Genomic DNA, 12,859 nt, shown 5'->3' with positions numbered 1-12,859 from the left:
CCGTTGTCGATGCCGTTGAGGCCGCCCTTGAGTCCGTCGTCTTCGCCGCCGATACCGGGCAGGAATCGACCTTCGGCATCGCGCAGCGGCACATAGAACGCGTGCACACCGTGGTTGATGCCCTCGGTGATGAGCTGGGCGAAGAGCACGGCCGCGGTGCCGTGGACGGCCGCGTTGCCGAGATAGTCCTTCCAGGCGCCGCGGAAGGGGGTGTCGAGCACGAATTCCTGGCTGCCCACGTCGAAAGTGGCCGTGGTGGCGATCGCGGCGACGTCTGAGCCGTGTCCGGTCTCGGTCATGGCGAACGCACCCGGAACCTCGAGGCTCATGATGGCGGGCAGGAACTTCTCGTGGTGGTACTGCGTGCCGAGGTGCAGCACGGCTGCACCGAACAGCCCCCACTGCACTCCCGACTTGATCTGCAGCGAGGGATCTGCCGTGACGAGCTCTTCGAAGCCGGCGATGTTGCCGCCGTGGTCGTCTTCACCTCCGAGGCTCTTCGGAAAAGCCTTGTGCACTCCCCCATGCTCGACCAGCAATCCCAGCTGATGGAACACGGTGGCGCGATGCTCTGCGAGGGTCTGGCTGTCGACGCGCTGCATCTCGGGGCGCCCGGTGAGCCGGCGAGCGGCGATGCGCGCATCCGCCCACCTGCCCAGCAGGTACGCACCGAGCGCGGCCGCGTCGATTCGGGCATCCGCCTTGTCGATCGTCATGCTGCCCGCCGTCTCGTCGAGCTTCTCGCTGTCTTCGATTTGGTCGGCGAGCTTCATCGAGCTGTCGCCGTTCGTCTGGTTCTTCACCGCGTTCGCCATCGTGAGCCTTTTCTGCGTTGTGGGCACATCTGCGTCAACGGTACGAGCGGCCGGGCGGGCACGGAGAATTCACCGTCCGTGCCCTACAAACGGCCCTCGTAGACTGCCGCAGCAGGTTGATGATGTCTACAGACGAACCCCATGAAGGCAGGCGCACCTCCACAATCGCAGACGTCGGCCACGACCGTTATTTGAGTTCTTGCCGCGGAAAGACGATCTTCTGAATGATGATGATCGTCGAGGCTGCGACCGGGATGGCGACGAGGGCACCGAGGATGCCGCCCAAAGTGCCGCCCGCGACCGCCGCGATCACGACGACAGCGCCTGGCACGGCGACGGCGCGGTTCATGATGCGCGGGCTGAGGACGTAGGCCTCGACTTGCATGTAGACCAGGTACCAGATCAGGGCGACGAGCGCGGTCAGCGGCGACGCGAACAGGCAGGTCACCACGATGATGAGCGAACCTGTGACGGTTCCGACGAGCGGAATCAGCGAGAACAGGAACGCCACGAAGGCGAGCAGCACGAACTGCGGGGCCCCGATGATCCAGAGGAAGATCGCGCTCAGCACACCGTTGACCGCGGCCAGGGTGAACTGGCCCACGACATAGCGCCCGACCGCAGACGTGATGTCTTCTGACACGTCGATGAAGCCCGCCCGCTTGCTGACCGGCACGAAACGATAGGTGACGCGCTTGATCGAGCGCAGCGACGCGAGAAAGTAGAGGGTGAGGATCAGAACGACGGTGCCGCCGGTCACGCCGCTCGCGACCCCCGCGCCTACGGCCAGGAGTCCGCCGCCGAGACTGACGAAGTTGTTCGGGTCGCTGACGAAGTCGGTGACGCTTTTCGCGACCGAGTCGAAGTCGACGACACCCGACAGCTGTTGTTCGACCGTCTTCACGAAGTCGCTGTTGACGGCCCTGCTCACGATCTCGGGAAAGTTGGTGATCAGGTTCGACACCTGATCGACGATCACCGGGATGATCGTGAAGAGCAGGCCCGCGAATGCGAGGATGACCGCGGCGAAGACGACGAGGATCGCCGCCCAGCGGGGCAGCTTCTTCTCGAGCCACGACACGAGCGGGTCGAGCCCCAGAGCAAGGAAGAGCGCGACGCCCACGTAGATCAGAACCGTGGTGAGCTGCCCGATGATCCCGCCGATGAGAATCGACACGAGCACGCCGAGACCGCCGACCAGGCCGATGCGGAACGCATTGATGCGCACGGGTGGGAGTGCATTGCTTCCCGGAACGACGATGTCGGACTGAGGCTGCTGCACCGCGGGGGTGCGACTTCTTCTCTTCTTCAACATGCCGGTCCCCATCTGGTCGTGTCGATCACGCTCACCCCACCTTAGGAGGGTCTGTTGCGGCCCAGCGCACGCTTGACTTTCTCGATGGTCGACGCGGCCGGCGCTTCGTTGTAGACCCCGGCCTTCTCCTGGCCCGACATGCGCTGGATGTCATCCATCAGCACGTCGGTCAGCTTTCGTCTCGCGCGGGCCGAGGTCGCCTGTCCGAACTCCGACGCGTCGATCGGACGCCCGAACTCGACGGACACCCGGTGCAGTCGCGGGATGGTCGAGCCGACGGGCTGCAGCTTCTCGGTGCCGATGAGAGCCACGGGAACGATCAGGCTGCTCGAACTCATCGCCAGCCAGGCGGCGCCGGTGCGGCCCTTGTACATGCGCCCGTCTCGCGAACGCGTGCCTTCAGGGTAGATGGCGAACGCCTCATCCCGCGCCAGGATGGCGAGTCCTGCATCAAGGGCGTCCTGTGCGGCCTGACCGGCCCCCCGGTCGACGGGCACGGCCCCGATGGCCGAGAAGAACCACCTCGACAGCCACCCCTTGGCGCCCTTGCCGGTAAAGTACTCGGACTTGGCGAGGAACGAGACGTTGCGCGGCGCGACGAGCGTCAACACCACACTGTCGATAAAGCTGAGGTGATTGCTCGCGAGCAGCACGCGACCCGTCTTCGGAACGTTGTCTCTGCCCGTCACCCTGGGGCGGTAGACCGCGCGTGCGACTGGAGCGAGCAGGACGCGGCTGAGGAAAGTGAGCACGCGCCCAGTCTCACAAACAGTCCATAGCCAACACGGCATGCTCTGTGACACAGGCCGTTTCTCTACCAGAGTGAATATATGGCGTCAGCCGGATTCGTTTGCGACGACCTCGAGAAGCGCCTCGCCGTATTTCTGCAGCTTCGCCTCACCGATACCGCTGATGCCGCCGGCCTGGTCGAGCGTGGCCGGCCGCTGTGTCGCAATGGCGCGCAGGGTGGCGTCGCCGAAAACGATGTACGCCGGAACTCCCTGCTCACGGGCCTCGCCCGCCCGCCAGGCCCGAAGCTTCTCGAACAGGCCCTGGTCTGCGGTGGCGAGTTGCGCCGTCGCCGCTTTCGACTTCGACGAACCAGACGACCGCACGCTGCGCGCCGCCCGCTCGGCCTCGCGCCGCATCGACACCGGATGTCGGCCCGCGAGGACCTCGCCGCTCTCGTCTGTGATCACCAACGTTCCGTAACCGTCGTCGTTCACGGCGAGGAGTTTCTGGGCCAGGAGCTGGCGCACGACACCCCGCCACTGCTGATCGCTCAGGTCTTGCCCGATTCCCCACGTCGAGAGGCTCTGGTGGCCCAGCTGAGTGACCCGGTCGGTGACCTTGCCGCGCAGGATGTCGATGAGCTGGCCGGCGCCGAAGCGCTGGTTGCGCTCGCGCTGCAGGCGCACCACGGTCGAGAGCAGCTTCTGGGCTGCGACCGTGCCGTCCCACGATTCTGGCGGCTCGAGGCAGGTGTCGCAGTTGCCGCAGGGAGTCGACTCCTGGCCGAAATAGCCCAGCAGGTTGACCCGCCGGCAGTGCACGGTTTCGCAGAGGGCGAGCATGGCGTCGAGGTGGGCCGAGAGACGGCGGCGATGAGCGAGGTCGCCCGGCGACTCGTCGATCATGCGCCGCTGCTGCACGACGTCTTGGAGGCCGTAGGCGAGCCATGCGGTCGAGGGCAGCCCGTCGCGCCCGGCGCGACCCGTCTCTTGGTAGTAGCCCTCGACTGACTTCGGCAGATCGACGTGTGCGACGAATCGCACGTCGGGCTTGTCGATTCCCATGCCGAACGCGATCGTGGCGACGATGATGATGCCGTCTTCGCGCAGAAACCGCGATTGCGTCGACGCCCTCAGCCGCGAGTCGAGGCCCGCGTGGTAGGGCAGCGCCTTGAGTCCGTTGTCGGCCAAGAACTGGGCGGTCTTCTCGACCGTGTTGCGAGAGAGCGCATAGACGATTCCCGAGTCTGCGGCGTGCTCGCTCTGGATCAGCGAGAGCAGCTGCTTGCGCACCTCTCCTTTGTTCTCGATGCGATACCGGATGTTGGGTCGGTCGAAGCTGGCGACGAAGTGCGTGGCCCGCTGCATGCCCAGGCGCTCCGTGATCTCGGCGTGAGTCGCCTCGGTCGCCGTGGCTGTAAGCGCGATGCGGGGAACATCGGGCCATCGCTCGACGAGCTCGGAGAGGGCGAGGTAGTCGGGACGGAAGTCATGGCCCCACTGCGATACGCAGTGAGCTTCGTCGATGGCGAAGAGAGCAATCTCTCCTCGGGCGAGAAAGCGTTTGGTCGCCTCGCTCGACAGCCGCTCGGGCGCGACGTAGAGAAGGTCGAGCTGCCCGGCGAGATAGGCATTCTCGACGCGGGCCCGCCCCGCGGCATCCTGCGTCGAATTGAGAAACGCCGCGCGAACCCCGACGGCCGTGAGCGCGTCGACCTGATCTTGCATGAGCGCGATCAGGGGCGAGATGACGATGCCCGTTCCCCGCCGAACGAGCGAGGGGATCTGATAGCAGAGCGACTTGCCGCCGCCCGTCGGCATGAGCACGACGGCATCTTTGCCGTCGATGACGTTCTGGATGATCGCGGCCTGGTCGCCGCGGAAAGTCTCGTACCCGAAGACCCGCTGCAGAGCCTCGACCGCGGTCTCGGGCGTCGCGACGGCCTGAGCCGCCGCCGCCTGAGCCTGTGCCGGTCGCTGAGCCTGTGCCGTTCCCTGAGCCCATCGAAGGGGCCCTTCGTCGTAGTACGGGTCGTAAGGGGGTTCGTCATCGAAGGGTGGCGGTTCGGCCTCCGCGTTCCAGGGGATTTCTGCGTTCCACGTCACGCCCAGAAGTTTACTGGCGCCCGCCGACACGGAGCCCTCGAAATCGGCCCCTTCGCGAGCGCGCCACTTCGCTCCGACCCTGGCCATCCGCGCCGCACTAGGCTCAGGACTCATGCTCGTCACCGCGTTCGGCCTCGTCGGCGCATTCGTGTACGGCGGAGCGGACTTTCTCGGGGGCCTCGCCACCAAACGCCTGTCGCCGTTCGCCGTCACCGGCATCGCCGCAAGCTCGGGGCTCCTCGTGCTCATCGCCGTGTACCCATTCGCGGGCGGCACCTGGTCGGCAGAGGCCGTGCTCTGGGGCAGCCTTTCGGGAATCTCCGGCGCCCTCGGCATCTCGTTGCTCTATGCCTGTCTCGCGGTCGGACCCATGAGCATCCTGTCGCCGCTGACGGCCGTCGTGTCGGCCGTGGTGCCGCTGACCGTCGGCCTGGTACGCGGTGCCGCGTTCCAGCCGATCGGCTACGTGGCACTCGCCCTGGCGTTGGTGGCCGTCGTGCTGGTCGGATTCGCCCCCGAGAAAGGGGCGGTCAGACCCAGCCTCCGCGGAATCCTCATGGCCATCGGATCGGGAGCCATGATCGGCGTCTTCCTGATCGCCATCGACCTGGCGCCGGCCAACTCCGGTCTCGTTCCGCTCTTCTTCAACAGGGCCGTCAACGGCGCGATCATGGGCGCGATCGTTCTGACTGCCTTTTACGTCGTGCGCCGGCGATCGGATGCAACGGGCCGGCTCGCCCCCGCATCCGCCGGGCATCCACGTGCGGGCGTGCGCACCGCCCTGCTGCTCGCCCTCGCGTGCGGCGTCGCCGATGCTGCAGCCAACGGGCTGATCCTCGCAGGACTCCGCCTGGGCGAACTCTCGGTGATGTCTGTACTCACAGCGTTGTACCCGGCAGGAACGATCGCGCTCGCCGCACTCGTGCTCGGAGAACGCATCGCCGCCGTGCAGATCGTCGGCCTCGTACTGGCGATCGCGGCCGCCGCCCTGCTGTCGCTCGCCTGAGCACGGGCGTGACCCGGGCACCGTTTGCCCCGACGGTATCGCGGAATACGATCACGGTATGACGAACAACTCCTCAAGCGACACAGTCAGAGCGTTTATGCGCGCATTTCACGAGCAGGATCGCCACGCGGCGGAAGCGCTGATGGCTGACGATTTCGTGTTCACGAGCCCGCAGGACGACCACATCGACAAGGACACCTGGCTCGAGCGGTGCTTCCCGAGCGCCGACCACTTCGATCAGCCCAGCGCGACGCTGCAGCTGATCGAGGCCGACGGCCTCGTATTGCACCGATACGAGTACACCGTGAACGGAGTCGACTTTCGTAACGTCGAAGCCCTGCGGGTGATCGACGGCAGGGTGCAGGCAGTGGAGGTCTACTTCGGCGGGGCGATCTGACGGCGTCACACCACGCCTCCGAGAACCCCATTCGGCCCGGCGAAGTACCTCCCGGCCATGCGCTTGAATGTGTAAAGTATTCCTACTAGGAACACCTAGGTACTCGAATGTCACCGGCGCCTCGTACTATCGGTGCACAGCTCAATCAGTCTTGCCGCCACCGTGAGGAACAATCGTGGAACTCATTCGCCTCATCACCCGCCACCTCAAGCCCTACACGGGCTGGGTCATCGCGGTCGTCGTCTTCCAGTTCATCTCCACGCTGGCCGCCCTCTACCTGCCCAGTCTCAACGCGCAGATCATCGACAAGGGTGTGTCGACCGGCGACACCGACTTCATCTGGTCGACCGGCATGACCATGATCATCGCCTGTCTCGTGCAGGTGGTCACGGCCATCGCGGGCATCTACTTCGGCGCCCGCACGGCAATGGCCGTCGGTCGCGACCTTCGGCGCGAGATGTACCGCAAGGTCGACTCGCTCGGCGCCATCGACGTCGCGAAATTCGGCACGGCCACGCTCATCACCCGCGGCACGAACGACGTGCAGCAGGTGCAGATGCTCGTTCTGATGATGCTCAATTTCATGGTCTCGACGCCGATCATGTGCATCGGAGGCATCATCTTCGCCCTGCGTGAAGACGCCGGCCTGTCGTGGTTGGTCTGGGTCTCGGTGCCGCTGCTCTTCATCATCGTGGGGTTCCTCGTCTTCCTCCTCCTTCCCCTGTTCCGCCTGATGCAAGACCGCATCGATGGCATCAACAGTGTGCTGCGCGAGCAGATCATGGGCATCCGGGTCGTGCGGGCGTTCGTGCGCGAGCCGTTCGAGTCCGAGCGCTACCAGCGCGCCAACGAAGCCATCACTGTGGTGTCGATCAGGGTCGGCAACATCTTCGTGCTGATGTTCCCCATCATCATGATGATCCTGCACCTCGCGACCGCAGCCGTGCTCTGGTTCGGCGGTCAGCGCGTCGACGCGGGCGACATCCAGGTCGGATCGCTCACCGCCTTCCTGCAATACCTTCTGCAGATCCTCACCGCGGTCATGATGGGCGTGTTCATGGTGATGATGATTCCGCGAGCCGTGGTCTGCGCCGAGCGCATCGCCGAGGTGCTCTCGACCGATCCGAGCATGGCAGTTCCGGCGCAGCCGGCACCCCGCGTTCCCACCGCCGGGCGCGTGGAGTTCACCGACGTCACCTTCGGCTACCCGGGAGCAGAGCGACCGGTGCTCGACCGCGTTTCGTTCGTGGCCGAGCCGGGCAAGACCACGGCAATCGTGGGCTCCACCGGCAGCGGCAAGACCACGATCCTCAACCTCATCCCCCGCCTTTACGACCCACAGGCCGGCAGCATCACGATCGACGGTGTGCCGGTATCCGATCTCGACCGGCGGCAGATCGCCCATCTCGTGGGCCTCGTGCCGCAGAAGCCCTACCTGTTCTCGGGAACGATCGCATCCAACCTTCGTTTCGGGCGGCCCGACGCCAGCGACGACCAGCTCTGGCAGGCTCTGAAAGTCGCGCAAGGAGACGACTTCGTGCGCGCCAAAGAGAACGGGCTCGACGAGCGCATCTCGCAGGGCGGCACGAATGTGTCGGGGGGCCAGCGGCAACGGCTCTGCATCGCCCGCGCGCTCGTCGCCGACCCTCAGGTCTACCTGTTCGACGACTCGTTCTCGGCACTCGATGTGGCCACGGATGCGCGGCTGCGAGAGGCTTTGTTCGAGGCCACGCGGGGTGCGACCGTCATCATCGTCGCCCAGCGCATCTCGACGATCAGGTCGGCCGACCAGATTCTCGTCGTCAACGACGGCGTGATCGTGGCTCGCGGCACACACGACGAACTGCTCGACGAAAGCGAGACATATCGCGAGATCGTCGGATCGCAGATGAGCATCGAAGGGGTGGCCTGACCATGGCACGCAACACCAAGAAGAAACCGGTCGACGAGACTCCCACGGTCATCGACGAGCTCGAGATCGAATATGTGCCCTCCGAGGCAGACGGCGACATGTTCGGCGGTGCACCGGCCAAGAAGGCCCAGCAGTTCTGGCCTTCGGCCAAGCGACTCGGCGGGTTGCTGGGCCCCGAACGAGTCAAGATGAGCATCGTCGTCGGGCTCGTGGTCATCTCCGTCGTGCTCACCGTCATCGCGCCCAAGATCCTCGGCCAGGCGGTCGACACCATCTTCAACGGCGTCATCGGGTCGCAATTGCCCGCGGGAGTTCCGCTCGCCCAGATCGTGGCAGAGACGCGCGCCTCGGGCAACGATGACTTCGCCGACCTTCTCGAGAAGTCCACCATTGTTCCGGGCCAGGGCATCGACTTCATGATTCTGGGCCGCCTGATCATCATCGTTCTGCTGATGTACATCGTCGCGTCGATTCTCAACTGGGCCCAGGGCTACATCCTCAACGGCCTCGTCATGCGAGTGGTGTTCCGCCTGCGGCAAGACATCGAGGTGAAGCTCAACAAGCTGCCGCTCAGCTACTTCGACTCCCGCCAGCGCGGCGACACCATGTCGCGGGTCACCAACGATGTCGACAACATCCAGACGGCCCTGCAGCAGGCGTTCTCGCAGCTCGTGCAATCGGCACTCACCGTCATCGGCATCGTCATCGTCATGTTCATCGTGTCGTGGCAGCTGGCTCTGATCGCGTTGATCGCCCTGCCGCTCTCGGCGGTGATCGCCGGTGTCATCGGCTCACGCTCACAGAAATTGTTCTCTGCCCAGTGGAAGAACACGGGGTCGTTGAACGGCCACATCGAAGAGTCCTTCTCCGGACTCGAGCTCGTGCGCGTGTTCGGCCGTGACAGAGAGATGGTCGCCGAATTCGACGAGCGCAACGAGAAGCTCTACACCGCATCGTTCGGCGCGCAGTTCGTCTCGGGCATGATCATGCCCGCCATGACTTTCGTCTCCTACCTGTCATACGTGCTCATCGCCGTGGTCGGTGGGCTGCGTGTTGCGTCAGGCCAGATGACCCTCGGCGACGCGACCGCGTTCATCCAGTATTCGCGCGAGTTCTCTCAGCCCCTGGGCCAGATCGCCGGCATGGCGAACATGCTGCAGTCGGGGGTGGCGTCGGCCGAGCGCACGTTCGAGCTGCTCGATGCCGACGAGCAGCAGCCCGACGAGGTCACAGCCGAGCTGCCCGCCCGCACCGACGGGCATGTGCGCTTCGATGACGTCTCGTTCAGCTACGACCCCGAGAAGCCGCTCATCGAATCGCTCTCGCTCGAAGCCAAGCCCGGGCACACCGTCGCGATCGTGGGCCCCACGGGCGCAGGCAAGACCACCCTCGTCAACCTGGTGATGCGTTTCTACGAGCTGACCGGCGGGCGCATCCTGCTCGACGGAGTCGACATCACCCAGCTCTCGCGGGGAACGCTGCGGTCGCGGGTAGGAATGGTGCTGCAGGATGCGTGGCTCTTCGAGGGCACCATTCGCGAGAATATCCGCTACGGGCGCCTCGACGCCACCGATGACGAGGTGGTCGAGGCGGCCCAGGCCACCATGGTCGACCGCTTCGTGCGGCAACTGCCCCTCGGCTACGACACGGTTCTCGACGCCGACGGCGGCAGCGTGTCGGCCGGCGAGCGCCAGCTCATCACCATCGCCCGTGCCTTCATCGCGAATCCCTCGCTGCTCATCCTCGATGAGGCGACCTCGTCGGTCGACACGCGCACGGAACTGCTGGTGCAGCATGCCATGGCCGCACTTCGCACAGACCGCACCTCATTCGTCATCGCCCACCGGCTCTCGACGATTCGCGACGCCGACACGATTCTCGTCATGGAGAACGGGCGCATCGTCGAACAGGGCAACCACGATGAGCTGCTCGCCGCTCGGGGCGCGTACTACTCCCTGTACATGACCCAGTTCCGCGGAGAAGACGAAGCCAACGACAATACAGAAAATCGTTCCAACGGTTCGATCGAAGCACCGGTCGACGCAGTCATCGAAAGAGAGTAGTCATCATGGATTGGACCCTCGAGGTCATCGTTTTGCCGGTCGCCGACATCGAGCGCTCGATCGCGTTCTATCGCGACCAGCTCGGCTTCGTTCTCGACCACGATACGACCACCGAGCAGATGCACATCGTTCAACTCACCCCGCCCGGCTCGGGCTGCTCGATCGTTCTGGGCATGTCCGAGATGAGTCCGGGATCGATGAAGGGCTTGCAGCTCGTTGTCTCTGACGCCGCTGCGGCGCGAGAACAACTACTTGCCCGGGGCGTCGAGGTGAGTGAGCTCAAGATCTTCGACGCCGAGCGCGACGGCGGCACGTTCTTCTTCTTCGACGACCCCGATACGAACTCTTGGGCCGTGCAACAGATGAAGGTTCGCGCCGACAAGCCGCTCATCCCACTCGACGCCCGCTGACGCACGCCAGCTGACGCAGCCCGCAGCGGGTGTGCGCATCCGCGCCCTGAACGACGAAGCGCCCCGCCCCGCGTGGGTGGGGGCGCTTCGCATTGCCGCTGTGGCAGGTATTGCGGAGTTGGTCAGACGCTGCGCAGGTCGTCGATCAGGCGGTCACCCGGGCGGGCATGCTCGGTGTCGGCCTTGATCTCGGCGCGGCCGAGAAGCTCGTCCATGCGGCGCTGGCGCGAGCGGTTGATCAGTGTCACGACCGTGCCCTTCTTGCCCGCGCGGCCGGTGCGGCCGGAGCGGTGCAGGTAGGTCTTGTACTCGTCGGGTGCATCGGCCTGGATGACCAAGTTGATGTCGTCGACGTGAATGCCACGGGCGGCGACGTCGGTCGCCACCAGCACGTTGACCCGACCGCTGGTGAGCAGCTGCAGGTTGCGGGTGCGGCGCGACTGGTTGAGGTCTCCGTGCAGGCTGGTGGCCGGGATGCCGGCGTCGTCGAGCTGGTCGGCCAGCTCTTCGGCGAAGGCTCGGGTTCGGGCGAAGACCAGGGTCTTGCCGGGACCGGATGCGAGCTGCTGGATGATCTCCCGCTTGTCGCGCTGCTCGATCAGCAGCACGCGGTGCTCGATCGTAGAGGAGGCCTGGTCTTCACCGGCGACCTCATGCACCGACGGGTTCACGAGAAACTCGTTGACCAGCTGGGCGACGCCCTTGTCGAGCGTTGCCGAGAACAGCAGGCGCTGTCCGCCGTCTGCGACGAGACGCAGGATGCGCTGCACCGGCTCGAGGAAGCCGAGGTCGCACATGTGGTCGGCCTCATCGAGAACCGTGATGGTGACCTTCGACAGGTCGAGTCGGCCCTGGTCTACGAGGTCTTCGAGGCGGCCGGGGGTCGCGATCACGATGTCGGTTCCACGCTGCAGCGCCGAGACCTGCTTGAACTGGGGCACACCGCCGAATACCGTGGTGGTGTTGAGGCCCACGGCCCGGGCGATGGGCTGCACCGTGCGGTCGATCTGCATGGCGAGCTCACGAGTCGGGGCGAGGATCAAGGCACGGGGAAGACGGCCGGGCTTGCGGCCCTTCGCTCCACCGTTCTCCATAAGACGCTCGACGACGGGTGCACCGAACGCGATTGTCTTGCCGGAACCGGTCTTGCCACGGCCGAGCACGTCTCTTCCGGCGAGTACGTCGGGGATCGTCGCGGCCTGGATCGGGAATGGGCTGAGGGCGCCCATCGACTGCAGCTGGCGCTCGATGTTGTCGCCGAGACCGAGGTCCTTGAACGAGACACCCTCGACCTCGACCGCTGTCGTGGCCTGGGCCTCGAGGCGCTCGAGAACAACGTCATCCACCGGAGCGTGTCCCGTCGTGGGACGGTCGTCGCGCTTCGGGTAGAAGTCCGAGCCACGGTCGTTGCTGCGCTGCGGACGGTCACCGTACGACGGACGCTCTGTGCGCTGCGGACGGTCGCCATACGAAGGCCGATCGTTGGTGCGTTGGGGGCGGTCACCGTAAGACGGACGCTCTGTGCTGCGCTGCGGGCGGTCACCATACGAGGGACGGTCATTGCTGCGCTGCGGACGGTCACCGTAGGCGGGACGCTCCGTGCGCTGCGGGCGGTCACCGTACGACGGACGGTCATTGCTGCGCTGCGGGCGGTCACCGTACGACGGACGGTCATTGCTGCGCTGCGGGCGGTCACCGTACGACGGACGCTCGCTGCTGCTGCGCTGCGGGCGGTCACCATACGAGGGGCGGTCATTGCTGCGCTGCGGACGGTCACCGTAGGCCGGACGCTCCGTTCGCTGCGGACGGTCACCATACGACGGACGCTCGCTGCTGCTGCGCTGCGCACGATCACCGTACGCCGGACGCTCCGTGCGCTGCGCACGGTCACCATACGACGGACGCTCGCTGCTGCTGCGCTGCGCGCGGTCACCATACGACGGACGCTCGTTGCTGTAGGCGGGACGCTCGGAGGCACGCGCCGCACGCTCGTCGGCGTTCCAGCGCGCCTTCTTGGAGGCACCGGATGCGGGGGCCGCCTCGTAGCCGCGGTGGCCGGGCGACCTGCTGGCCGACTTCGAGCCGTTGGGCACGTAGTTCTTGG

The 12,859-nt window shown here is 65.6% G+C and carries 10 protein-coding genes; 5 read left to right on the top strand and 5 right to left on the bottom strand.

Features of this window, described 5'->3' with window-relative positions; all coding sequences use genetic code 11:
* The 4 genes from ACE5CZ_RS00885 to recQ all read right to left on the bottom strand — a co-directional run.
* A partial coding sequence (locus tag ACE5CZ_RS00885; RefSeq protein ID WP_374945469.1) for an acyl-CoA dehydrogenase family protein occupies positions 1-716 on the bottom strand: 716 nt, incomplete at its 3' end.
* Between the two features lie 286 nt (positions 717-1,002).
* Positions 1,003-2,130, bottom strand: a complete 1,128-nt coding sequence (locus ACE5CZ_RS00880) for an AI-2E family transporter (RefSeq protein ID WP_374945468.1) — start codon at positions 2,128-2,130, stop codon at positions 1,003-1,005.
* A gap of 41 nt (positions 2,131-2,171) precedes the next feature.
* On the bottom strand, positions 2,172-2,882 hold the full coding sequence (locus tag ACE5CZ_RS00875) for a lysophospholipid acyltransferase family protein (protein WP_374945467.1): 711 nt from the start codon (positions 2,880-2,882) through the stop codon (positions 2,172-2,174).
* 84 nt (positions 2,883-2,966) lie between these two features.
* Positions 2,967-4,967 (bottom strand): DNA helicase RecQ, encoded by a 2,001-nt coding sequence (recQ, locus tag ACE5CZ_RS00870; protein WP_374945466.1) that lies wholly within the window; start codon positions 4,965-4,967, stop codon positions 2,967-2,969.
* Between the two features lie 112 nt (positions 4,968-5,079).
* Between recQ and ACE5CZ_RS00865 the strand changes: the two genes are divergently transcribed.
* From ACE5CZ_RS00865 to ACE5CZ_RS00845, 5 genes are all read left to right on the top strand, one after another.
* Positions 5,080-5,973 (top strand): EamA family transporter, encoded by an 894-nt coding sequence (locus tag ACE5CZ_RS00865; RefSeq protein ID WP_374945465.1) that lies wholly within the window; start codon positions 5,080-5,082, stop codon positions 5,971-5,973.
* 58 nt (positions 5,974-6,031) lie between these two features.
* On the top strand, positions 6,032-6,370 hold the full coding sequence (locus tag ACE5CZ_RS00860; protein WP_374945464.1) for a nuclear transport factor 2 family protein: 339 nt from the start codon (positions 6,032-6,034) through the stop codon (positions 6,368-6,370).
* A 175-nt stretch (positions 6,371-6,545) separates the two neighbouring features.
* Positions 6,546-8,282 (top strand): ABC transporter ATP-binding protein, encoded by a 1,737-nt coding sequence (locus tag ACE5CZ_RS00855; protein WP_374945463.1) that lies wholly within the window; start codon positions 6,546-6,548, stop codon positions 8,280-8,282.
* A gap of 2 nt (positions 8,283-8,284) precedes the next feature.
* The gene (locus ACE5CZ_RS00850) at positions 8,285-10,345 is read left to right on the top strand and encodes an ABC transporter ATP-binding protein (RefSeq protein WP_374945462.1); all 2,061 of its coding nucleotides are present in this window, start codon (positions 8,285-8,287) and stop codon (positions 10,343-10,345) included.
* A 5-nt stretch (positions 10,346-10,350) separates the two neighbouring features.
* Positions 10,351-10,755, top strand: a complete 405-nt coding sequence (locus ACE5CZ_RS00845) for a VOC family protein (RefSeq protein ID WP_374945461.1) — start codon at positions 10,351-10,353, stop codon at positions 10,753-10,755.
* A gap of 122 nt (positions 10,756-10,877) precedes the next feature.
* Here the strand turns inward: ACE5CZ_RS00845 and ACE5CZ_RS00840 are convergent.
* Positions 10,878-12,859 (bottom strand): DEAD/DEAH box helicase (locus tag ACE5CZ_RS00840; protein WP_374945460.1); only part of this gene is annotated, 1,982 nt, incomplete at its 5' end.

Origin of the sequence: Agreia sp. (assembly GCF_964263775.1) — a bacterium.
Taxonomy (GTDB): domain Bacteria; phylum Actinomycetota; class Actinomycetes; order Actinomycetales; family Microbacteriaceae; genus Agreia.
This window is presented reverse-complemented; position numbering and strand designations above follow the sequence as displayed.

Excerpts from the sequence above, each read along its gene's own strand:
- ACE5CZ_RS00880 (WP_374945468.1), bottom strand. The coding sequence starts at position 2,130 with ATGTTGAAGAAGAGAAGAAGTCGCACCCCCGCGGTGCAGCAGCCTCAG.
- ACE5CZ_RS00865 (WP_374945465.1), top strand. The coding sequence starts at position 5,080 with ATGCTCGTCACCGCGTTCGGCCTCGTCGGCGCATTCGTGTACGGCGGA.
- ACE5CZ_RS00860 (WP_374945464.1), top strand. The coding sequence starts at position 6,032 with ATGACGAACAACTCCTCAAGCGACACAGTCAGAGCGTTTATGCGCGCA.
- ACE5CZ_RS00850 (WP_374945462.1), top strand. The coding sequence starts at position 8,285 with ATGGCACGCAACACCAAGAAGAAACCGGTCGACGAGACTCCCACGGTC.
- ACE5CZ_RS00845 (WP_374945461.1), top strand. The coding sequence starts at position 10,351 with ATGGATTGGACCCTCGAGGTCATCGTTTTGCCGGTCGCCGACATCGAG.